This is a genomic window from Streptomyces sp. NPDC039465, assembly GCF_055639315.1.
Map to the genome: position 1 here is coordinate 116,760 of NZ_JBVKAP010000002.1, position 21,244 is coordinate 138,003.

A 21,244-nucleotide genomic window follows, 5' to 3' on the forward strand; every position below is an offset into this window, starting at 1 on the left:
GTCTGCTCAGTCGTCGGCGAGGAGCTGGCGGGCGAATCTGCGGACGGCGTCGGTGAAGGCGTCCGGGGCGTCGAAGTTGGCGAGGTGCCGTGCGCGCGGGATCAGTTCGACGCGGGCGTGCGGGTGGGCGCGGGCGAAGTCCGACTCCCCTGCCCGGAAGAGGCTGTCCTTCTCGCCGTTGAGAATCAGTACGGGTGCCTTCACATGGCGCATCGCGCCCGCGTCGAAGCGTCCCAGTACCTCGTCCCAGGCGGCCGGCAGGGTGTGGAAGGCGTAGCCGGAGCGGATGGTCGCCTCCACCACGTGCGGTGGGTAGAGCCGTCGCAGCAACTGGTCGTTCCAGCGGGCCAGTCGGTCCGCCGGTATCCGGGGGACCAGCCGGGCCACCCACCGGTAGGGCGTGGTCCATGGACCGCAGGTGGAGGCGCTGGCTCCGGCGAGGATCAGGCCGCGCAGTCGGTCCGGGCACCGCCTGGCGAACTCCAGCGAGGCGTATCCGCCGAGCGAGTGCCCGACCACCAGCGCGGGCCCGCGGCCGAGCGCGTCCACCGCGGAAGCGATGATCTCCGTCGCCGCGCTCAGACTCCAGGGCTGGGCCCTACGCTCCCCGTGGCCGGGCAGGTCGACGGCGGCGACCGGGAATTCGTCACGGAGCGCGGCGACCTGCGTGCTCCACTGGCCGGCGCTGAACCGAGTGCCGTGCACGAAGACGATGGACAGTGCGTCCGCTGTCGTCATCAGCCCCCCAAGTGACAACGTCCTGGAGGTGACCCTACTCGGCGGTGAGGGTGACGCAGGGAAGCCCCACGCTCGCGCCGCCGCGGAAGCCTTCCGCGCAGAGCCGGGTGCCGGCGGGGAAGTGGCGCTGGGGGTATGCCTGGTCCCGGTACGTGCGGAACTTGGCCACGTCTTCGACCTTGGTGTGGGCGCTCCAGCCGTTGGTGGTCCAGACGCGGGCGGAGATGCGGTTCGGCTGGTTGGTATTGGTGACGGACACCTCCACCCGGCCCAGGTAGGTGCCGGTGTCGTACGTCTCGATGCAGACCGAGTGGTTGCACCACTTGCCGGCGGCCGCGGCGGGCGGGCCTGAGGCGATGACGCAGCCGAGCGCCGCCGCTGCCGCTCCGACGACCGAGGCGATCTTCTTGGCGATGTGGTGCATGGCGAGTCCCTCAGGCATTCCGTGGGTTCGTGACGAGGCACGGATGCGGATCGATGCGGGTCGGGGCCGGGCAGCCGGCGGTGCCGGACGGGTGAGGCCCCTCGGGGACCAACGCGGGGAAAGATCACGAGTTACGGTCGGTCACCGGCCGGGAGGCTCGCGCCACGACGAAGAGGAACAGGCCGCAGGCCGTCACGAGCAGCCATCCGGGGCGGGAGGCTCGGGCGAGGCCTACGGGGCTCACGTCCGCGACCAGGCCGCCGGCGATCGCGATGCCGACCGCGGCGCCGACCTGGCGTGCGGTGGAGCTGATAGCCCCGGCGACGCCCGCGCGGGACGGCGGCAGGCCGCTGACGGCGGTGTTGGTGAGCGGGGCGTTGGCGAAGCCGAATCCGATGCCTATGAGCAGGTAGGCCAGTAGCAGCACAAGGACGCTCGTGTCCTGGGCGAGGTTCACCATGCACAGGCCGCCGGCGGTGGTGAAGCCGGCCGCGAGGACGAGTGGGCGCCGCGGTCCGAGGCGCCCCACCAGGGTGCCGGCCCACGGCGCGCACAGGGTCGCTCCGAGCGCCATGGGCAGGGTCACCATGCCTGCCTGGAGCGGCGTCCACCCGCGGGCGTGCTGGAGGTAGAAGGTGGTGAGCAGCAGGCTGACGTTCAGGGCGATGAACACGGCCATGGCGCCCAGCACCGAGGTGGCGAAGAGCGGTCGGCGGAAGAGTCCGAGGTCCATCAGGGGTTCGCCGTGGCGGAGCTCCACCCGGATGAACCCGGCTGTCGTCGCCACGATCAGCGCGTAACCGGTCATGGCCAGTGGTGAAGTCCAGCCGATACGGGGGCCTTCGATGAGGACGGCCACCGAGAAGCACACGGCGAGCGTGAGGAGCACCTGGCCGGGCAGATCGAGCCGCCGGGCGCGCTGCCCGCGGGACTCTGGCACGAAGACGGCGACCAGGACGAGTGCGGCGGCGATGATCGGTCCGTTGATCCAGAACACCGATCGCCAGCCGAACGCCTCGATGAGCGCCCCGCCGGTGACCGGGCCCGCCGCCATGCTGAGGCCGAAGACCGACGCCCATACGCCGATCGCCCGGGCCCGCTCCCGTGGGTCGGGCATGGCGTTCACGACGATGGCCAGGGCGACGGGGCTCAGCATCGAGGCGCCGACTCCCTGGGCGGCCCGGGCCACGACGAGGAAGCCGAGCGACGGGGCGAGCGCACAGGCGAGGGACGCGATGCCGAAGACGGCCAGGCCGCACCGGAACACGCGGCGTCGCCCGAAGCGGTCCGCCAGCGCGCCGGCGGCGATGAGGAGGCTGGCCAGGACGACGGTGTAGGCGTCCACGACCCATTCCAGGCTGCGGGTGTCCGCGCCCAGGCCTTCTCCGATCACGGGCAGGCCGACGTTGACGATGGTGGTGTCGAGGCCGACGAGGAACATGCTCAGCGCACAGACGGCGAGCACCGTCCAGCGCCGGCGCGCACTCAGCGCGGGTTGAGTGGGGAGCGATGTCGTGGTCACGGGCCCACCTTCTGTCCGGGATCGCCTTTCGGCCCAGAAAGTTTGCTGATACCGCAACAGCACCCCTACGGCGACGCGATCGACGGCCTGGTCGGTCCGTTGTCAGTGGGGCGGTGCATGATCGGAGCATGAGCCACAGCACAGCCGACGCGCTGCACGTCCTTGCCCGCGAGCACCTGCCCCACGAGATCGCCGAGCGGTGGATCGGGCTGCTGCGGCCGGGCCTGCGTCTGGAGCGGGCCGCGGGCGCGGACACGGACGAAGGCACCGACGGGGGCGAGGCGGTCCGTACGGTCGTCGGACGCCTCGGTGGACTGCCCGAACTGCCGGAGAGCGAGCGGTGGCCCGAGTGGGAGGGGCACGGCCCGCTCGCCTTCGTCGCCTCGCTCGACTGCGCGGCCCTGCCCTCCGCCGCGCTCGACATCGACCTGCCGACGGAGGGCACGCTGGTCTTCTTCTACTTCGACGGGCAGCTGGACGGCGGCGTGGCGGTGGTCGCGCCCGACGAGCCCGACTCGTGGGCGGGGGCACGTGTGCTGTACATACCGGCGGGGGTTCCAGTCGCCGAGCGGGCGGCGCCGGAGGGGATTCGGCCGTACCCGGAGGTGCCGCTGACGGCGCGCGTGGAGACGACGGCGCCGTATCTCTGGCACCCGGTGGTCTACCGGGAGTTCGCGCCGATGTCCGACGACCACCCCGTGTGGGGCGAGGACTTCCAGGACGCCATGTGGGACCACTCCGAGGGCACGGAGCACCGGGTCGGCGGCCATGCCGACCCGGTGCAGGACGAGGTGGAGGCGGAGGTCGCCCGCGGCGCGCTGGGGAGTCCGCCGTGGGTCGACCCCCGCATCAAGGACGAGGCCCTGCGCTGGACGCTGCTCGCCCAGTTCGACTCGGACGACGACGCCGACATGATGTGGGGCGACTGCGGCGTCCTGTACTGGCTCATACGCCCCGAGGATCTGGCCGAACGGCGCTTCGACCGCGCGATGTTCACCTGGCAGTGCGGCTGACGGGAACGTCCGCGTGGTCGCGCCGCCGGGCTCACCGTGGCGTGAGCACGGGGTCCTCCATGGCCGGCGAGGGGGCGTCGGCGGCCTTGCGTGGCAGGCCGAGTGTGATCAGCAGGCCGAGGACCATGCCCGCCGCGGTGAGCAGCACGACGAGGAACTCGCCGTCGGCGGTGGCGGCGCGTAACGCGTCGCCCGTCTTGCCCTCGGTGCCCGCGTCGGCGACGGCGGTCAGCAGGGCCAGGCCGATGGCGTTGCCGAGGTTGAGGGTGGTGGAGGCGAGGCCGTTGGCGATGCCCTGTTCGCCGGGGGCGACGCCGGTGGAGGCGGCGATCCACATGGCGGTCCAGACGATGCCCTGGCCTACTCCGGAGACGATCAGTCCGGGGACGGCGGTCAGGTAGGAGGCGTCGCTGTCGAAGCCGACGGCCAGGACGGCTGTGCCGACGGCGCCGATGACGAAGCCGGTGAGCAGGGTCGTGCGGGTGCCGAGCCGGGTGGTGAGGCGTTCGCCGAGCTGGGTGCCGGTGGCGATCGCCACGGACGGTACGAGGAAGGCGAGGCCGGTCTCCAGGGCGCTCATGCCGTGGACGGTCTGCAGCAGCACGGTCAGGAAGTAGGGCAGCGTGCCGAACGTGGCCATGTAGAGGAACGTCACGGTGATGGCGGTGCGCAGGCTGCGGTTGCGGAAGAGGCGCAGCGGCATGAGCGGGTCCTTGCTGCGGGCTTCCACGGCCGCGAAGACGACGAGGAGCACGACCGCGGTGATGAAGGCGCCGATGACAGTGGTGGAGGTCCAGCCGATCTCCGGCCCTTCGACGAGGGCGAACACCAGCAGGGTGGCGCCGCCGGTTGCCGCCAGTGCGCCGGGCAGGTCGAAGGGGCGCTTCTCGGTGGGCTTTTCGTCGCGGGGGATGACGGCGAGAGCGGCCAGCGCCACGATGCCGGCCAGGGGCACGTTGACGTAGAAGACGGCCGGCCAGCCGTAGGACTCGGTGAGTACGCCGCCGAGGAGGGCGCCCACGGTCAGGCCGCTGGCTCCCGCGCCGCCCCACACGGCGAGCGCCTTGTTGCGCTTGGGTCCTTCTTCGAACAGCGTGTTGATCAGGGACAGGGTCGAAGGCAGCAGCAGGGCTCCGCCGATGCCCTGGACGGCCCGGGCGGCGATGATGACCGCGGGGCTGCCGGCCATTCCTCCGGCCAGGGACGAGAGGGCGTACAGGGCCAGGGCGAGGACGAACATCCGCCGTCGGCCGAAGAGGTCGGCGGCGCGGCCGCCCAGCAGCAGGAAGCCGCCGGCCAGGACGACGTAGGCGCTGACCACCAACTGCTGTGTCTGGCCCGGGAATCCGAGGTCCGCCCCGATGTCCGGCAGCGCGACGAAGACGATGTTCAGGTCGAGCGAGAAGATGAGTTGGGCGAGGGCGAGCAGCGCGAGGCTCAGTCCCGGCCGCCGCGGGGGCGGGGGTGAAATGGACATGGGAGGGTCGGCCCTTCTTCGGTTCAGGGGCGGGCAGCCCCGGTCAAGTTCGACTGTACGTATATTCACGTACAGTCGAATCAACCGCAACAGGGGGCCGGGGCCGTCGCCACGACTGTCGCGGTACGGTGGGACAATGACCGCCCGTCACCCCGATCGCGAGCAGATCCGCATCGAAGACGTCCTGTCCGCCCTGGGACACCCGATGCGGTTGACCGTTGTGCGCGTGCTCAACGACGGCGGGGAGCACAACTGCGGCAGCATCCTCGACGGGGTGTCGAAGTCGACGATGACCCACCACTGGCGCGTGCTGCGGGACAGCGGAGTCATCTGGCAGCGGCCCTCCGGGCGGGAGAACCTCCTCTCCCTGCGCCGGCAGGACCTCGACGCGAGGTACCCGGGCCTGTTGGACGCCATCCTCGCCGGCGCCGCGACCGACGCGGCGTCCGAGGCCGCCGCCCGGCCCACCGCCCTGGAGGGCTAGGTTCTGTCTCTTTGGTCAGCGTCGGGCCCAGATGAGGATCCCGGCGAAGGTGGAGTGCCGCCTGCCCGTCTGTATCCCCCGAGCGGAGAATCCGGTTGCCTGGGCTGCCGATTCGTCCGCAGACTCACGATCATGATGTCTCACGCGCGCGGTCTGGTCCTTGAACGCTTCCGTTGGATCGGCGGCCACGCTGACGTCTGGCAGGTCTTTCGTGACCCCGAAACTCTTGCTGCGGTAGTCCGTGGACTGGCCGGGCCGTTCCGGGAAGACGGCGTCACGGCCGTCTGCGGCATTGAGTCGCGGGGCTTCCTGCTGGGCGCGGCAGTGGCCGTCGAGCTCGGCGTCGGCTTCGTCGCGGTACGCAAGGGCGAGGGCATCTTCCCTGGGAAGAAGGTCACCAGGTGCAGCGACCCCGACTACCGGGGTACTCGCCAGGAGCTGCGTCTGCAGCGGACGGCGGTGGGCCCCGGGGACCGGGTGCTGCTGGTCGATGACTGGATCGAGACGGGTAGCCAGGCGTCAGCGGTGCGGTCGATGGTCGAGGAATGCGGCGGGCAGTGGGCCGGCTGCTCCGTCATTGTTGACCAGACAGCCCCGGCCCGGCGGGCGAACCTGGGCGTCCGCAGCATTGTCACCGCCACCGAACTTCCGGCTTGGGATGGGCAGTCCTGACACGTGTCCGCCTGGCTGGTTGCTCGGTTGACTGGATGTGTCTGTCCGACTAGTGATCACTGATGCGATGTGGGACAGGATCGCGCCACTGATGCCGGCCGATCCCGTTCGCGGGCGGCGGTGGGCTGACCACCGCCGCACACTTGAGGCCATCGCGTGGAAGTACCGCACCAGCTCGCCGTGGCGAGACCTGCCGGACGTGCTCGGTCCGTTCCAGACTGCTCACAAGCGCCTGATCAGATGGGCCGTCGACGGCACCTGGGAACGCATCCTCGCCGCTCTCCTGGCCGCAGCCGATGCCGAGGACGACATCGACTGGACCGTGTCGGTCGACTCGACCATCGTCCGAGCCCATCAGCACGCCGCCGGCGCACTCACAAGGGGGCAGCCGACCGAGCCGAACCCGCTGATCACGCCCTCGGGCGTTCCCGCGGTGGGCTGAGCACGAAGGTTCATCTGGCCGCCGACGGCCGGGCACGACCTCTGGCCTTCACCCTTACCGCAGGCCAGGCCGGTGACGCACCCGCCTTCGAGACGGTGATGTCCGGCATCCGCGTGCCCCGCAGCGGCCCGGGCAGGCCACGAACCCGGCCCCTCGCCGTCCTGGCCGACCGTGCGTATTCTTCACGCGCCATCCGTACCCGCCTGCGGCGTCGGGGCATCCGCGCTGTCATTCCACAGCCGTCCGACCAGGTTGGCCACCGCCTGAGGCGAGGCAGACTCGGAGGCCATCCGCCAGGCTTCGACAGCGAGGCATACAAGCAGCGGAACACTGTCGAGCGGTGCATCAACCACCTCAAGCAGTGGCGCGGCCTGGCCACACGAACCGACAAGCTCGCGATCGCCTGCCAGGCTGCCCTGCACCTCGCGGGCATCCTCATCTGAGCCCGACGCTGACCAAGGAGACAGAGCCTAGCCCGGCTCAGCCGCCGCGGCGGAGAACTCGACGGCGCCCTCCGGAACCACGGGTCAGCCGGTGGCGCGCAGGGCGCGGTGGGCCGTTTCGCGGAGGTGGGTGAGGACTTCGGGGTCGGCGTCGAGGGTGTAGTCGGTGTCGAACCAGGCCAGGGTCCGGGCGATACGAGGCAGGGAGTCGTCCGAGGCGTCGACGCGGCAGGTCTTCTCGTCGACGGACTGGACGCGGGTGGCGAGACCGCGGGTTCGGGCGCGGATGTGGTCGGCGGGCGCGCGGACCGTCGCGACGGCGCGGTAGCGGGTGGGGACCGCGGAGAGACGGGCGGCGACGAAGACCGCCGGGTCGCCGCCGGGTACGGAGCGGGCCGGGACGCGGGCCGCGGTCAAGGCGGGGTCGGTGATGCGGTCGAGGCGGAACAGGCGCCAGTCGTTCCTCTCCGTGTCGTGGGCGAGGAGGTACCAGAGGTCACCGGAGGCGACCAGGTGACAGGGTTCGACTCGGCGCGCGGTGGGGGTGCCGTGGCGGGTGGTGTAGTCGAAGGTGATGATCTCGTGGTCGCGGCAGGCGAGGGCGAGGGTGGCCAGCAGGGTCGGGTCGACGTGGGGGCCACGGTCTTCCCAAGTGATGCCGGCGAGGGATGCCTGCAGGGCGGAGACCTGACCGCGCAGGCGGCGCGGTAGGACCTGTTCGAACTTGGCCAAGGCCCGCAGGGCGGTCTCCTCCAGACCGGCGAGACCGGCGGCGGTGCGCAGGGCGACGGTGACGGCAACGGCTTCGTCGTCGTCGAGGAGGAGCGGAGGCAGGTCGGTGCCGGCCCTCAGGCGGTAGCCGCCGGCGTGGCCGCGGGCGCTGTCGACGGGGTAGCCCAGCCCACGCAGGCGGTCGACGTCCCGGCGGACGGTACGGACGGTCACCTCCAGGCGGTCGGCCAGGTCCGTCCCGGACCATTCCCGCCTGGCCTGCAGCAGGGACAGCAGCCGCAGCATCCGTACGGTCATGTCACTCGTCATGACCCCCACTCTGCCCGAGTCAAAGGACATCTCGTGTCCTCAAAGGCTCCTATGGTGGATCCGTCTGAATCGGATCAAATAGATCAAGCGGATCAAACCAGGAGGTTCCTCATGGAGATCGCCGTTCTCGGCACCGGTGGCGGTGCCCGCGCGCACACCGCCAAGCTGCTCGAGCTCGGACACGAGGTCTACGTCGGCACCCGCGACGTGGAATGCACCCTCGCCCGCACCGAGCCCGACATGATGGGCAACGCCCCCTACAAGGAGTTCCTCGCCGAGCACCCGGGGATCACCCTGCTGCCCGTCGGCGAGGCCGCGGCCGCCGCCGACGAGGTGGTCATCAGCGGCATCGACGGCCACAACGCCATGGCCGCGCTGAGCGCCATCGCCGGTCAGCTGGCAGGCAAGACCCTGATCGACTACGCGGTGCCGTTCATCTACCAGCACGAGAGCGAGCACCCCTGGCCCACGCCGTGGGGCGTCATGCCGAAGCTGGACCCGTGCGACACCGACAGTCTCGGCGAGCAGATCCAGCGGGCCCTGCCGGACGCCAAGGTCGTCAAGTCCTTCGTCACCCAGGAGCAGACCACCGTGGTCGACCCCCGGAGCGTGGGCGGCGGGGACCACACCATGTTCGTCGCCGGTGACCACGCCGACGCCAAGCAGCGGGCCACCGATCTCCTCAAGGCGTACGGCTGGAGCGACATCCTCGACCTCGGGCCGCTCGTGTGCGCCCGGGGCATGGAGATGTACGCCCACATGCACTCCGCCATCGGCTTCGGCCTCGGCTTCGGCCTCGGCCACCAGTTCGGCGGCCACTTCGGCATCAAGGTCGTGCGCTGAGCGTGACCGCCCTCCCCCGCATCAGCGCGGCCCAGCGGCGTGATCGGCTCACGGCCCGTCACCTCCTCGCACCGCACCTCCGCAAGGAGTCGGCCCAGGAGGTGGCCGAGGCCCTGATCGGCCTGCATGCCACCGACCCGGCGACCGTCTTCCTCGCCGCTGCGGCCCGCATGAAGGAACCCGCCGCCGCGTCCATCGACCGCTCCCTCTACGACAGCCCGCTCGCACTGGAGCGCATACGGTGCATGCGCCGCACCATGTTCGTCGTCCCCGCCGATCTCGCCCCGGCCGTCAGATCCGCCACCGTCGCCGATTCGCGGCGCCACCGCACCGAAGCCCTCGCCACCCTGAGCCGCTCCCTGGGCTGGGACGAGGACCGCTACCACGCGGTCGAGCAGGCGGTTCTGGAGGCACTCGCCGACCGGGGCGAGGCCACGGCCGCCCAGCTCGCCGACGACGTGTCCGACCTGCGCGAGCAGTTCGTCACCTTCGCCGGCAAGTCGTACGAGTCCCGCCAGCGGGCCAGCTCCCCCGTCCTCGGAGTGCTGGCCGCCGAAGGCCGGATCCGCCGGTCCCGTCCGGCCGGGTCATGGACCTCGGCGCAGTTCCGCTGGGCGCCCGCCCGACCGCTGCCCGAACTGCCCGCCGCAGAGGCCAGAACCACGCTGGCCCGCCAGTACCTCACGGCGTACGGCCCGGTCACGGTGGACGACCTGAAGTGGTGGACCGGCTGGAACCTCACCGACACGCGCAAGGCCCTGGCCGCCACGGGCGCCGAGGCAGTCGAACTCGACGAAGGCACCGGCTACCTCCTGCCCGAGGACCTGGATCCGGTCCCGGCCGTCGAGGCTCCCGGAGCGGTGCTGCTGCCGGGCCTGGACCCCACGGCCATGGGCTGGCGCCACCGCGACTGGTACCTCGACCCCGCCCACACGGCGGCTCTCTTCGACCGCAACGGCAACATCGGCCCCACCGTCTGGTGGAACGGCCGCATCATCGGCGGCTGGGCACAGCACCCCGACGGGCACATCAGCCACCACCTCCTCACCGACCCCGGCGAAGAGGCCCGCGCCGCCATCGACACCGAGATCGGACGTCTGACCGCCTTCCTCGGCGGCATCCGGGTCACGCCGTGCTACCGCACCCCTCTCGAACGCCACCTCGCCGGCCCTGGCACGGGGCGGCGGCCCCCGGCGTCCACCCGCTGACAGCTGCGGCCCGAACGACCGAGGATGGTCTGGGCCATTGGCCGCAGCCCGTCCCAGACTGGGCGGATGTTCGAGCGACGGACCACCCCATGACCGCGGCCCGCACGCCGGACCTCCCGCTGCACCGGCTGGAGGTCCCGCTGCCGCATCTGATGCCCTTCGCCATCGGCTCCTTCGACTCCATCGGCCCGCTGTCCAGGGCCGGATTCCCCCACCGGCACACCTTCTACGAGATCGTGCATGTGACCGGCGGCCGGGGCGCGCATGTGCTCGATCTCGCGCACTGGCCGCTCGAGCCACCGCATTTATGCGTCATCACCCCCGGCCAGGTGCACTACTGGAAGGACGCGGACGGTCTGACCGGTGACGTCGTGCTGTTCAACGAGGACTTCCTGCTCTCCCACCCCGAGGACGCCGGGGCGCTGCGTCTGCTCGCCGGCCGGCCATGGCTGCGGCTCACGGGCGAGAACGCCGACATCGCCGGACTGTTCACCGAGATGCACCGTGAGTACGCCGCCTTGCGCGAGGGGTACGCCGGTGTGCTCCGGGCCTATCTGCACATCCTGGTCGTACGGGCGCTGCGCGCCTCCGAGCCGGGCCCCTGCCCGGCCGCCGGGCGCGCCGCCGAGCTGGCCGCGTCCTTCACCCGGCTGATCGCGCGGCCGGACGCCGAGCTGCGTTCCGTACCGGAGTACGCCCGGGAACTCGGGGTCTCCGCGGGGCATCTGCATGCCCTGGTGAAGCAGGCCACCGGTCACACCCCCGGGCGGCTCATCCGTCAGCAGCAGACCCTGGAGGCCAAACGGCTCCTCGCCGCGACCGGCCTGACGGTCCGGCAGGTCGCACGGCAGACCGGCTTCGAGGACCCTTCCTACTTCAGCCGTTTCTTCCGGCGTGAGACCGGGCTGACACCGAAGGAGTTCCGGGCCGGGGTCGGAGGAAAACACCACGATCCCCGGATCGCGTCCCTCGCGGGCCCCAAGGAGGGCCCGTAGGTTGGCTCGCGCGGTGCCGGGCCGAGCGGACAGCTGACGACCCTCCTCGCCGTGACCGCTCCGTCCCCCCATGGTCCGGCACCGTCCCTCACTCGCACCTCCCCATGACGCGAAGGAGCACGCGCATGCCCTCCCCCCACGACCACGAGCCGGAGACCACGGCCGTCCCGCCCGCCGGCGCCCGGCCGGTCAGCCGGAAGAGCCTGCTCAGAGCGGCCGCGGCGGTCGGCGCCGTGCCGCTCCTCGCGGGGACCGGAGTCGCACTCGCCCGCAAGCACGCCGGTGGCGCCGCGACCGGCCTGGAACCGACACCGGCCTGCGACGACGGCGACGACCCCACCGTCCCGCAGACGGAGGGGCCGTACTTCAAGCCCAACTCCCCGCACCGCACCTCGCTGGTGCGCCCCAGCACCCCGGGCATCCGGCTCACCGTCGCCGGATACGTCTTCGGCCGCGCCTGCCTGCCCATCGCCGGCGCCCTGCTCGACTTCTGGCAGGCGGACGTCAACGGCGCCTACGACAACACGGGATACGCGTTTCGGGGCCACCAGTTCACCGACGCCCGGGGCGCCTTCCGGCTGTCCACCATCGTCCCCGGGCTCTATCCGGGACGCACCCGGCACATCCACGTCAAGGTGCAGGCCCCCAACCGGCCCGTGCTCACCACCCAGCTGTACTTCCCGGACGAACCGCGCAACAACACCGACGCGATCTTCGACGCGCGCCTGCTGATGACCGTCCGGGACGTCGGCAGGACACGCGAGGGAACCTTCGACTTCGTCCTGGACGTGCCGCAGTCGCCCTCCCCCGCCCCGACGACCCCACCGCCCGCCGGCACCAGGACGTAGCGGGAAGGGTGCCGGTCGGCACGGTCACGGCCGGGTGTCGTGGCCGGCCAGGTGGAGGAAGCGGTCGGACAGGGCGTGCAGCCACCGGGCGCGTTCCGTGGCGATCTCCTTGAGCCGTGCGTGATCGCTGCGGGCGACGAGGTGGCCCATGTAGCGCTCGTTGAACCCGGCGTACTCCTGGTGCAGGGTGCGCAGTGCCTGGGCCACCCTGCGCTCGGGGGCGCCGACCAGCCGGGCGAGCGGGGCGGTGTACTGCTTCCAGCGCCCTTCGACGGCCTGGCGGAGCAGACCGTCGAGCTCACCGGCCCGGCCGATGATGCGCAGCAGCTCCTCCGCTTCGAGGCCCAGCGCGTCCGCCAGGAGCATGGTCTGCCGGTCGGTTCCCCTCCATCGGTGGTCGTTCTCGGCCCGCGCGTAGTCGTGTACGTCCATGCCGATGCGCTGGGCCAGCCGTTCGGCGGTGAACTGCCGGGCCAGGCGGTGCTCGCGCAGCGATCGGGGCTGTAGCGCCATCAGGACGGGGACGGGGCACCACAATGCGTCGGCCAGCGCGAAGAGTTCGGCCTCCGAGGGCGCCACCGTGCCCGCCTCCCAGGCAACGACGGCCTCGGGCGGGCGGCGTACCCCCAGCTGCGCCATCGAGGCGACGACCTGGTCAGGGGTCAGGCCGATGCAGAGGCGGGCGGCCCGGGCTTGGGTGGGAGAGAACGGTGGGTGGGACACGTACGGATCACCTCGGTGGGTGGCCCCGCGGGGCGGTGGGCTCGGCGGGGCGGGCGGGTCAGCGGGCCGTGGCGGTCTGCGGGCCCGTGCCGTCGTCGTACTCGGCGAGACCGTCCCAGTCGATGTCCTCCCGTTTCCGCCGGCTCTCGAAGGCGTGGAAGAAGAGGTTCAGGAGCACGGCGGTCAGGGTGCCGAGGGTGATCCCGCTGCCCAGGACGGCCCGGACCTCGGTCGGCATGCGCTCGAAGAACGGCGCGACGGCCGTCGGCAGCATGGCCGCGCCGAGGCTGACGGCCAGGATGAGGGCGTTGCGTTCCTCCCGCAGGTCGACCTTGGCGAGGATCTGGATGCCGACGGTGGCGACCATGCCGAACATGGCGACGGCCGCGCCGCCGAGCACGGGATGGGGTACGGAGGCCACGACGGCGCCGGCCTTCGGCACCAGGCCGAGGAGGATCATGAAGACTCCGGCCGCGACGACGACGAACCGGCTGGTGACCCGGGAGATCCGGACCAGGCCGATGTTCTCCGCGAACGCCACGTACGGAAAGGAGTTGAGCACGCCGCCGAGGACGGTGGCGACGCCGTCGGCGCGCAGGGCCCGGCTGACCGTGTCTCCGTCGACCTTCCGGCCGGTGATCTCGCCCATGGCGTACACGTCTCCGGTGGTCTCCACCATGGTGATGAGCATGACGACGACCATCGCCAGCATGGGGAAGAGGGAGAAGGTCGGCAGGCCGTAGTGGAAGGGGGTGCTGACGCCGAGCCAGTCGGCCTGGTCGACCGCGCCGAGGTCGGCGTCGCCGAGCAGCCAGGCGACGGCCGTTCCGCCGACGAGCCCGAGCAGGACGGCGATGCTGCGCAGGAACGGGCCGCCGAAGCGCACGACCAGCAGGATGAAGAGCAGCGTGCCGCCGGCGTAGGCGAGGTTGGCCGGGTCGCCGTAGCCGGGTCCGCCGATCAGGGTCGAACCGCCGCCGACGTCCTGGAGGGCCACCGGTATGAGGACGATGCCGATGACGGTCAGGAGGGTGCCGGTGACGATCGGGGGGAAGTACTTGGCCAGCCGCCCGGCGAAGGGGGCGAAGAGGAAGGCCGCGACACCGCCGGTGATGACGGCGCCGTAGACCACCAGCAGCCCCGCGGTGCCGCCTCCCGCGCCCTGGCCGATGGCGATCATCGGTGAGACGGCGGTGAAGGTGGCCCCTTGTACGAGCGGCAGCCGGGATCCGATCCGCCAGAAGCCCCACGCCTGGATGATGGTGGCGATTCCGGCGGTGACCAAGTCGGCGTTGATGAGGTAGATGAGCTCCTCACGCGAGAGACCGAGGCTGTTGCCGAGGATCACCGGCACGAGCACGGCGCCGGCGTAGAAGGCCAGGACGTGCTGGAAGCCGTAGAGCGAGAGCTTGGGGAGCGGAAGGACCTCGTCCACCGGATGCGGGGTGGCGGGGAGTCGTCGGCGTGAGGCCGGTGGTGCCATCTCTGCCTTGCCTTGAGGTAGGTGAATGAGAGGGAGCGCGACGGCGGGGTCGCGGGGAGAGCCTCGAAGGGGGCATCCGGGCGGCCGCGCGGATCAGGCGGTTCACCGGCTGGCGGCCCGGGGTTACCGGTGCGCGGCCAGGCGTCCAGACAGGGAGGCATGAGGGGGCTGGGGCGAACGGCCCGGGCCGGACACAGATCCTTACGGACGGGCGGGGCGTCGCGCAAGGTGGCTGACCGTGTTTCTTGAAGGAAAACCCCTCAGTAACTTACGAATCGATGGCCGAGGTGCGCATCGACTACGGATTTCGTTGCCCATGAGAGCGAGGCGAGCCATACGGCCGCTGGAAAACAAACGTGCCGTACATATTCGCGCGCTTAGCACAAGATCGGCCTTCGGAACGGCGTTTGCCCGCAGACGACCGTGCAGAGTGGCTGACGTAACCCGGGCGTAAATCGCCCATATCCCGAGATGCATGGCCGAACCTGGCCGTCGCCACCCTTCCATGAAGCGGAAACCGGCCAACATCATTGAGGATCGCCGGTGAGAGCCCGTTACGACGAAAAAACCTTGCTGCACAGGGGGTGCGGTGATAACAATTGGGAACCTAAACAGCTCTCGGAGTCAGTCGGTGACTACAACCGTGGAGGAGCATGTCAACCCCAGGGGTGACGTCTCGTAACAGCGCGGAGTTATTGAGGACCGAATCGGAAGTACCGGGTCACAACCAGACGGATACGCCTGCCTGGCAATTCGTTCCACTGGATCTGAGCGACGCGTACAACAATGTTGGTGTCACCGCCGAAACCGCCACCGGTGTCGGCGCGTTCAACGTGTGGAGAAACTCTCTCCCGGTCGCCGAGTTACCTGCCGGAAAAGAGACCGTGGTCGACGGTGTGCCGTTTCGGTTCCCGGAGGCCGGGCATGGGCAGTTCGACAACGTGCGCAGCGACGGGCAGTTGCTTTCCTTTCCGCCCGGCCGTTTCGACTGGATTTACCTGCTGGCCGCCGGGGAGCGCCGGGTCGAGGACGAGATCGCCCTCCATTTCGACGACGGTGCCGTCGACTTCGAGCACATACGAATATCCGACTTCTGGGCAGCCGCTCCTCACTTCGGGGAGAGCCAGGCCTTCGCCACGTCGGTGATGCATTACCCCCACCATGTGCAGCGCGGCGTACCGGGCATGCTGTGGTGTCAGCGGGTGCCGGTGGTACGACGGGGGGCGCTACGGGCGCTGCGCCTGCCGCGGAACATCGCACTCCATGTCTTCGCCGCCACGCTCTGCCGCCCCGGACGGAGCTGATCGCGTGGCCACCGTCCCCACAGTCTCCGCCGCTCCGCTCGGAGCCCGCGTCGAGCAGTGGTACCGCGACCCCGTCAGCTGTCTGCAGGCCACCCTCGCCGCCGTCCTCACCCACGCGGGCGCCGAACCCCTCGACACACTCGGTCTGGGCTGGGAGTTCCGGTTCATCCCGGGGGACGTGCGCCCCGAGGAGTACTACTGGCCATGCCGCCGTCCCGGCGACCTCGCGGGAAGCGTCCTGCCGCACTCGCCGGTGACCTCCCGCTGGCGCACCGCGCCGCCCGGCGACCCCCTGTCGGCGCTGGAGGAGGCGCTGTCCGCGGGGCGCCTGCCGGTCATCGCCGTGGACAACTTTCATCTGCCGTTCCGGCCCGCGTACGGAGACGTGCACGCGGCGCACCTCATCGTGGTCAGGGACGTCGACCGCCGCGGCGGTGCGGCCCTCGTCTCCGACCCCATGCCACCGGCTCACTACGGTCGCCTCGACCTGCCCGACCTGTTGCGCGCCTGGCAGTCCGGCAACCCGGCCGACGAGCAGGACGTGTTCTTCAGTGGGGCCGCCGCCGCTGCCCGCTGGCTCGACGTACGGGTCACCCAACGGGTGCCCGCGCTCACGGCCGAACGTCTGGGCGCCGTCCTGCGCGCCAACCTCGCGGAGTTCCGGGACACCGGGAGCGGACCTGACGACGGCGGCGCTCTCACGGGCCTGGCCGGCGTGCGGCGGTTCACCGAACAGGTCGTCGCGGCCGCGCACGCCGGGGACGGCGCCGCCGTGGCCGAGGTGTACACGTTCGGCTGGGCCATGCAGGCCCAGGCCGCGCTCCACGGTGAACTGCTGCGCGCCCGTGGCCGGGCCTGGGACTCCCCGGCGCTGGCGGAGGCCGGCCGCCGGGTGGAGACCGTGGCCCACCGCTGGACACCGCTACGGGTGTCGGCGGCCCACGGGCACCGGGAGCCGGCCGCCTGGGCGGCCCGGCTGGAGCACCACGGTGCCCGGCTGACCGAGGCCTACGAACAGGCCGTACGCACCCTTTCCACGGTGGCGGAGTCATGACGGGGTGCGCGACGGCGGGATCCGAATCGACCGTGCGGAAGCAGGGCCATGAGTGACATCAGAGAACGACTCGGACGGCTGCCGCTCGAACGGCGCGTCAAGTTCCTCGCGCTGCTGCGCTCGGGCCAGGAGGGGACGGTCCAGGACCGGCCCACACCGCGCAAGCGGGGCGACACGGCCCCGCTGTCCTACTCGCAGGACCTGCTGTGGTTCCTCGACCGGCTCTCCCCCGGCATGTCGGCCTACAACATCCCGGCCGGCATCTGGCTGCGCGGCGCGCTGGACACCGACGCCTTGGAGGCGGCCCTGAGGTCCGTGGTCGAGCGCCACGAGACGCTGCGCACCTCGCTGCGGGAGATCGACTCCGGGCCCGTGCAGGTCGTCTCCCCCGCCCCGGCGGTCGCTCTTCCGGTCACCGACGTCACGGGTGACGGCCCGCAGGAGCGACGGGACCGCTGCCGGGAGCTGGCCGGGGAGCTGGTGCGGCGTCCTTTCGCGCTCGGCGAGGGCCCGTTGTGGCGGGCGGCGCTCTACCGCACGGGACCCGAGGAGCACTACTTCGCCTGGGTGGTGCACCACTCCGTCTTCGACGCCACCTCCAGCGAGGTGTTCACGGCGGAACTGGCGGAGCTCTACGGCGCCGCGGTGGAACGGCGCGAGCCGGATCTCCCGGAAATTCACGTGCAGTTCGCGGACTTCGCGCTGTGGGAGCGGGAATGGCTGGCAGGGCCGCAACTCGACCGGCTGCTTTCCTACTGGCGCACCACGCTCAAGGACGTGCCGGTCGTCGAATTACCTCCCGACCGGCCCCGTCCGGAACAGTTCACCTTCCGTGGCGCATTCGCCCGTAAGCCCGTCGAGGCGGACGTCGTGGACGCGGTCCACCGGCTCGCCCAGGAGATGGACACCACTCCCTACGCGGTCTATGTGTCCGTCTTCCTCACCATGCTGCACCGCTACACCCGGCAGGACGACTTGGTGGTCGGCTGTTCCACCAGTGTCCGTGGCCGCCTGGAACTCGAATCGCTCATCGGTTTCTTCGTCAACATGATGCCGCTCCGGGTCGACATGGGCGGGGAACCGACGTTCCGGGAGCTGATCCGCAGGGTCGACGGAGTCGTCCGGGGTGCCTTCGCTCATGTGGAGCTTCCCTTCGAACGTATCGTGCAGGCGGTCGCCCCGACCCGTGACCCCGCACGTTCTCCCTTGGTACAGAACGCATTTCTCCTGCCGCAGCGCCGCCAGTCGATGCCGCTGCACGGAATTGACGTCGATTTCGACGGCCCGGAAACGCACACCGCGAAATTTGACACGACCTGGCAGATGTATGAATCCGGCCATGAGTCGTCGATCGATGTCGAGTACTGCGTCGACCTGTTCGACGCCGAGACGATCGACAGCATGCAGACGCACTACCGCGAGGTGCTGCGGGCCCTGGTGGCCGACCCGGACACCGTCGCGGCGCACGCCCCGCTGCTCCCCGCCGACCAGCGCGAGGCGATGGTGCGCCGCGGCAGCGGTGAGACCAGGCCCACGCGCGACATCTCGGTGGACGCCTGGTTCGCCGAGCGGGCCGCGGCCACGCCCGACGCCACGGCCGTGGTGGCCGGGGACGAGCGGCTCACCTACCGTCAGCTCGACGAGCAGGCCAACCGGCTGGCGGGTCTGCTGACCATCCGTGGCGTACGTCCCGGGGACCTGGTCGCGCTGTCCCTGCCGCGCGGCTGCTCCTATGTGACCGCCGTCCTCGGGGTGCTCAAGGCGGGCGCGGCGTTCGTCCCTCTCGATCCGGGGCATCCGCGCGAGCGGCTGGCCACGCTCCTGCGGGACGCCGGGCCTCGTCTCGTGGTCACGCTCGGCCATCTCGTGGCCGGTCTGCCGGCCGACGGTCCCCCCTCCCTGGCGCTGGACGCCGTCGCCGGGGAACTGTCCGCCCTGCCCGCCGACCGCCCGCCGGTCACGACGAAGCCGGGCGATCTCGCGTACGTCATCTACACGTCGGGCAGTACGGGTGCTCCCAAGGGCGTGCTGGTGGAGCACCGCAGCGTCGTCAACTTCATCACCTCGACGCAGGAGCTCTTCGACCTGACCCCGGCCGACCGGGTGCTGGGCTACGCCTCCTACACCTTCGACGTCTCCGTCTTCGAGATGTTCTCGGCCCTGCTCACCGGCGCCGAGCTGCATGTGGCGCAGGACACCGCGCGGCTGGACGTGGACCGGCTGCAGGCCATGCTCCAGGACTCCGGCATCACCGTCATCGATCTGCCGCCGACGGTGATGGCGCTGCTGGACCCGGCCCCTCTGGAGCGGCTGCGTATCTCCTTCGTCGGAGGTGAGGCCTTCTCCGGCGAGCTGGTCAACCGGTGGAACAAGGTGTCCCGGTTCTTCAACGGCTACGGTCCCACCGAGTGCACCGTGACCATGATCGTCCAGGAGTGCGCGGGCGACTGGGACGGCTCGCCGCCGATCGGACTGCCCATGACGAACCACGTCGCCCATGTGCTGGACGAGCGGTTGCAGCCGGTGCCGCTGGGCGCACCCGGGGAGCTGGTCATCGGCGGTGAGGGGCTGGCCCGTGGCTATCTCGGCGCGCCGGGGCTCACGGAGGAGAGGTTCGTCCCCGACCCGTTCGGCACCGCCCCCGGCGGCCGGCTCTACCGCACCGGCGACCTGGTCAAACGGCGCCGCGACGGCGCGCTGGTCTTCCTCGGCCGGGTGGACCGTCAGATCAAGGTGCGCGGGGTACGGATCGAACCCGGCGAGATCGAGGCGGCGCTGATCGCGCTGCCCGGGATCCGGCAGGCGCATGTGCAGGCCTGGACGGATCCGCGGGGGCAGGTCTCGCTCGTCGCCCATGTGGGCGCCCCCGGGGCCGAGGGACTCACCTCGGAGCAGGTGCGCGCGGGACTCGCGGACCGGTTGCCGCCCACGATGGTGCCGCAGCACGTCGTCGTGCTCCCCGAACTGCCGCTGACGGCGAGCGGCAAGGTCGACCGCCGGGCCCTGCCCGCTCCGGCGGCTCCGGCCGGGCAGAGCGGGGCGGTGATCACCGCGCCGCGCTCCGACACGGAACGGATCATCGCCGAAGAGCTGTTCGCCCCCGCCCTGGGTCTCGTACGGGCGGACGTGGTCACGGGCTTCTTCGAACTGGGCGGCAGCAGCCTTCAGGCCGCGCAGCTCATCTCCGGCATCCGCCGCCGTTTCGAGGTGGAGATCAGCGTGGCGGACTTCTTCCAGGACCCGACCGTCGCCGGGCTCGCCGCCCTCGTGGAGCGGCAGCGGGTGGCCGCCCTGCCCGACGACGAACTGCTGGACCTGCTGGAGCACATGTCCGACGAGGAGGTCGACCGGATCATGGGCTCGTCGGCCGGGGAAGGGGAGTCGTGAACTTCGCAACCGCCGACGGTGAGGCCCGCCTTCGTGGCGAGGTGCGGGAGGTGCTGGCGCTGGAGGAGACCCGCGCCGCGCTGGCCGCACTCGCGGGCGAGCCGGAGCCGGACGTACGGCCGCTCTACCGCCTGCTGGGACGGCACGGGCTGCTCGCCGTGAACTGGCCGGAGGAACACGGCGGGCGCGGCGTGGGACATGCCGAGGCCGCCGCGGTCGTCGAGGAGCTGGTGCACGGCGGTGTGCCCGACATGCTGCATGTGCTCAGCGTGCAGATCGTCGGCCTGTTCCTGCTCCAGGCGGGCTCGCCGGACCAGCAGGCGAGGTACCTGCGGGCCCTGGCGAGCGGGGACCGGTTCGCGACCGTGCTCTACACCGAGCCGGACGTGGGCTCCGACCTCGCCTCGCTGCGGACCGAGGCGGTCCGGGACGGCGACGGATACCGCCTGACCGGGACCAAGGTCTACGGCCTCAAGAGCGGGTTCAGCGACATCGGCCTGTGTGCGGCGCGGACCGCCACGGGGGCGAGCAAGTACGACGGCATCAGTCTGTTCCTGGTGGACCTGCACGCCGAGGGGGTGCGCCGTTCCACCATCGCGAGCGTCGCCGACGAGCAGTTCGACTGTGTCGTCTTCGACGGCGCCCGGGTGGAGGCGGCGGACCTGCTCGGCGCCGAGGGCGAGGGCTGGGCACTGCTCAACCGCTGCCTGGCGATCGAGCGGACCGGTCTCGACTACTCGCTGAAGGCCGCGCGCTGGTACGGGAAGGCGCTGGCCGGTGTCGACACCGCCACCGACGACGACACGCTGCTGGAACGGATCGGCCGCCTCGGTGCCGCCGTCGACGCGGGCCGGCTGCTGGCCTGGGACGTGATCGGCGGGCTCGACCGGGACGTCGTCGATCCGGTGGCCGCCGCCCGGGCCAAGTACCACACCAGCGAGACGGCCCAGGAGGTCGCCTGCTGGGCCTCGCTCGCCCACGGTCTCGGCTACGGCCTGGGGGATCTGGCCCCGGCCGACCTCGGCGTCCTGGAAGCCGCCTACCGGGAGGCACCAGGACTGACGCTCTCCGCCGGCACGTCCCAGATGATGCTCGAACTGGTCGCCTCGGCGTTCGACCGTGGCGACGCGGGGGTGAACTGAC

19 protein-coding genes are annotated in these 21,244 nt (G+C 71.1%); 12 read left to right on the plus strand and 7 right to left on the minus strand.

Annotation, left to right across the window (positions count from 1 at the left end; genetic code table 11):
- Positions 1–6: 6 nt before the first annotated feature.
- From ACZ7LT_RS06770 to ACZ7LT_RS06780, 3 genes are all read right to left on the minus strand, one after another.
- A complete protein-coding gene (locus ACZ7LT_RS06770; protein WP_471234907.1) occupies positions 7–738 on the minus strand; it encodes an alpha/beta fold hydrolase in 732 nt (243 codons plus the stop codon).
- 34 nt (positions 739–772) lie between these two features.
- A complete protein-coding gene (locus tag ACZ7LT_RS06775; RefSeq protein WP_471234908.1) occupies positions 773–1,180 on the minus strand; it encodes a hypothetical protein in 408 nt (135 codons plus the stop codon).
- A 106-nt stretch (positions 1,181–1,286) separates the two neighbouring features.
- Complete coding sequence (locus tag ACZ7LT_RS06780; RefSeq protein ID WP_471234909.1) at positions 1,287–2,684, minus strand: MFS transporter; 1,398 nt, start codon at positions 2,682–2,684, stop codon at positions 1,287–1,289.
- A gap of 128 nt (positions 2,685–2,812) precedes the next feature.
- Here ACZ7LT_RS06780 and ACZ7LT_RS06785 point away from each other — a divergent pair, with 128 nt between their 5' ends.
- Entirely contained in the window at positions 2,813–3,697 is an 885-nt protein-coding gene (locus ACZ7LT_RS06785; RefSeq protein ID WP_471234910.1) for a YwqG family protein, read from the plus strand.
- 31 nt (positions 3,698–3,728) lie between these two features.
- Here ACZ7LT_RS06785 and ACZ7LT_RS06790 read toward each other — a convergent pair whose 3' ends face one another.
- Positions 3,729–5,174 carry an MFS transporter gene (locus ACZ7LT_RS06790; protein ID WP_471234911.1) on the minus strand — a complete coding sequence of 482 codons (1,446 nt, stop codon included), beginning with the start codon at positions 5,172–5,174 and terminating at the stop codon, positions 3,729–3,731.
- A gap of 136 nt (positions 5,175–5,310) precedes the next feature.
- Here ACZ7LT_RS06790 and ACZ7LT_RS06795 point away from each other — a divergent pair, with 136 nt between their 5' ends.
- From ACZ7LT_RS06795 to ACZ7LT_RS06805, 3 genes are all read left to right on the plus strand, one after another.
- Complete coding sequence (locus ACZ7LT_RS06795) at positions 5,311–5,658, plus strand: ArsR/SmtB family transcription factor (protein ID WP_471234912.1); 348 nt, start codon at positions 5,311–5,313, stop codon at positions 5,656–5,658.
- A 132-nt stretch (positions 5,659–5,790) separates the two neighbouring features.
- On the plus strand, positions 5,791–6,330 hold the full coding sequence (locus ACZ7LT_RS06800; protein WP_471234913.1) for a phosphoribosyltransferase family protein: 540 nt from the start codon (positions 5,791–5,793) through the stop codon (positions 6,328–6,330).
- Positions 6,331–6,367: 37 nt separating this feature from the next.
- A protein-coding gene (locus ACZ7LT_RS06805; protein WP_471234914.1) for an IS5 family transposase occupies positions 6,368–7,215 on the plus strand; the annotation gives its coding sequence in 2 pieces (ribosomal slippage) (positions 6,368–6,704 and positions 6,704–7,215; 849 coding nt in all).
- A gap of 84 nt (positions 7,216–7,299) precedes the next feature.
- Here the strand turns inward: ACZ7LT_RS06805 and ACZ7LT_RS06810 are convergent.
- The gene (locus ACZ7LT_RS06810; RefSeq protein WP_471234915.1) at positions 7,300–8,256 is read right to left on the minus strand and encodes a helix-turn-helix transcriptional regulator; all 957 of its coding nucleotides are present in this window, start codon (positions 8,254–8,256) and stop codon (positions 7,300–7,302) included.
- 111 nt (positions 8,257–8,367) lie between these two features.
- On the opposite strand from ACZ7LT_RS06810, the gene ACZ7LT_RS06815 reads away from it, so the two are divergent.
- From ACZ7LT_RS06815 to ACZ7LT_RS06830, 4 genes are all read left to right on the plus strand, one after another.
- Positions 8,368–9,099 (plus strand): NADPH-dependent F420 reductase, encoded by a 732-nt coding sequence (locus tag ACZ7LT_RS06815; RefSeq protein ID WP_471234916.1) that lies wholly within the window; start codon positions 8,368–8,370, stop codon positions 9,097–9,099.
- A 2-nt stretch (positions 9,100–9,101) separates the two neighbouring features.
- Positions 9,102–10,307 carry a winged helix DNA-binding domain-containing protein gene (locus tag ACZ7LT_RS06820; RefSeq protein ID WP_471234917.1) on the plus strand — a complete coding sequence of 402 codons (1,206 nt, stop codon included), beginning with the start codon at positions 9,102–9,104 and terminating at the stop codon, positions 10,305–10,307.
- 89 nt (positions 10,308–10,396) lie between these two features.
- On the plus strand, positions 10,397–11,302 hold the full coding sequence (locus tag ACZ7LT_RS06825; RefSeq protein ID WP_471234918.1) for a helix-turn-helix domain-containing protein: 906 nt from the start codon (positions 10,397–10,399) through the stop codon (positions 11,300–11,302).
- 125 nt (positions 11,303–11,427) lie between these two features.
- The gene (locus ACZ7LT_RS06830; RefSeq protein ID WP_471234919.1) at positions 11,428–12,150 is read left to right on the plus strand and encodes a dioxygenase family protein; all 723 of its coding nucleotides are present in this window, start codon (positions 11,428–11,430) and stop codon (positions 12,148–12,150) included.
- A 24-nt stretch (positions 12,151–12,174) separates the two neighbouring features.
- Here the strand turns inward: ACZ7LT_RS06830 and ACZ7LT_RS06835 are convergent, their stop codons facing one another.
- Positions 12,175–12,873 (minus strand): helix-turn-helix domain-containing protein, encoded by a 699-nt coding sequence (locus ACZ7LT_RS06835; protein WP_471234920.1) that lies wholly within the window; start codon positions 12,871–12,873, stop codon positions 12,175–12,177.
- A 58-nt stretch (positions 12,874–12,931) separates the two neighbouring features.
- Positions 12,932–14,308, minus strand: coding sequence for a nucleobase:cation symporter-2 family protein (locus ACZ7LT_RS06840; protein ID WP_471234921.1), 1,377 nt, complete (start codon positions 14,306–14,308; stop codon positions 12,932–12,934).
- A gap of 716 nt (positions 14,309–15,024) precedes the next feature.
- Between ACZ7LT_RS06840 and ACZ7LT_RS06845 the strand changes: the two genes are divergently transcribed.
- The 4 genes from ACZ7LT_RS06845 to ACZ7LT_RS06860 are packed head-to-tail and all read left to right on the plus strand — an operon-like array spanning position 15,025 to position 21,243.
- Positions 15,025–15,660, plus strand: coding sequence for a hypothetical protein (locus tag ACZ7LT_RS06845; RefSeq protein WP_471234922.1), 636 nt, complete (start codon positions 15,025–15,027; stop codon positions 15,658–15,660).
- A gap of 4 nt (positions 15,661–15,664) precedes the next feature.
- Complete coding sequence (locus ACZ7LT_RS06850; RefSeq protein WP_471234923.1) at positions 15,665–16,714, plus strand: BtrH N-terminal domain-containing protein; 1,050 nt, start codon at positions 15,665–15,667, stop codon at positions 16,712–16,714.
- 48 nt (positions 16,715–16,762) lie between these two features.
- A complete protein-coding gene (locus ACZ7LT_RS06855) occupies positions 16,763–20,101 on the plus strand; it encodes a non-ribosomal peptide synthetase (protein ID WP_471234924.1) in 3,339 nt (1,112 codons plus the stop codon).
- Complete coding sequence (locus ACZ7LT_RS06860; protein WP_471234925.1) at positions 20,098–21,243, plus strand: acyl-CoA dehydrogenase family protein; 1,146 nt, start codon at positions 20,098–20,100, stop codon at positions 21,241–21,243. The genes ACZ7LT_RS06855 and ACZ7LT_RS06860 overlap by 4 nt, the downstream gene beginning before the upstream one ends.
- Position 21,244 lies beyond the last annotated feature (1 nt).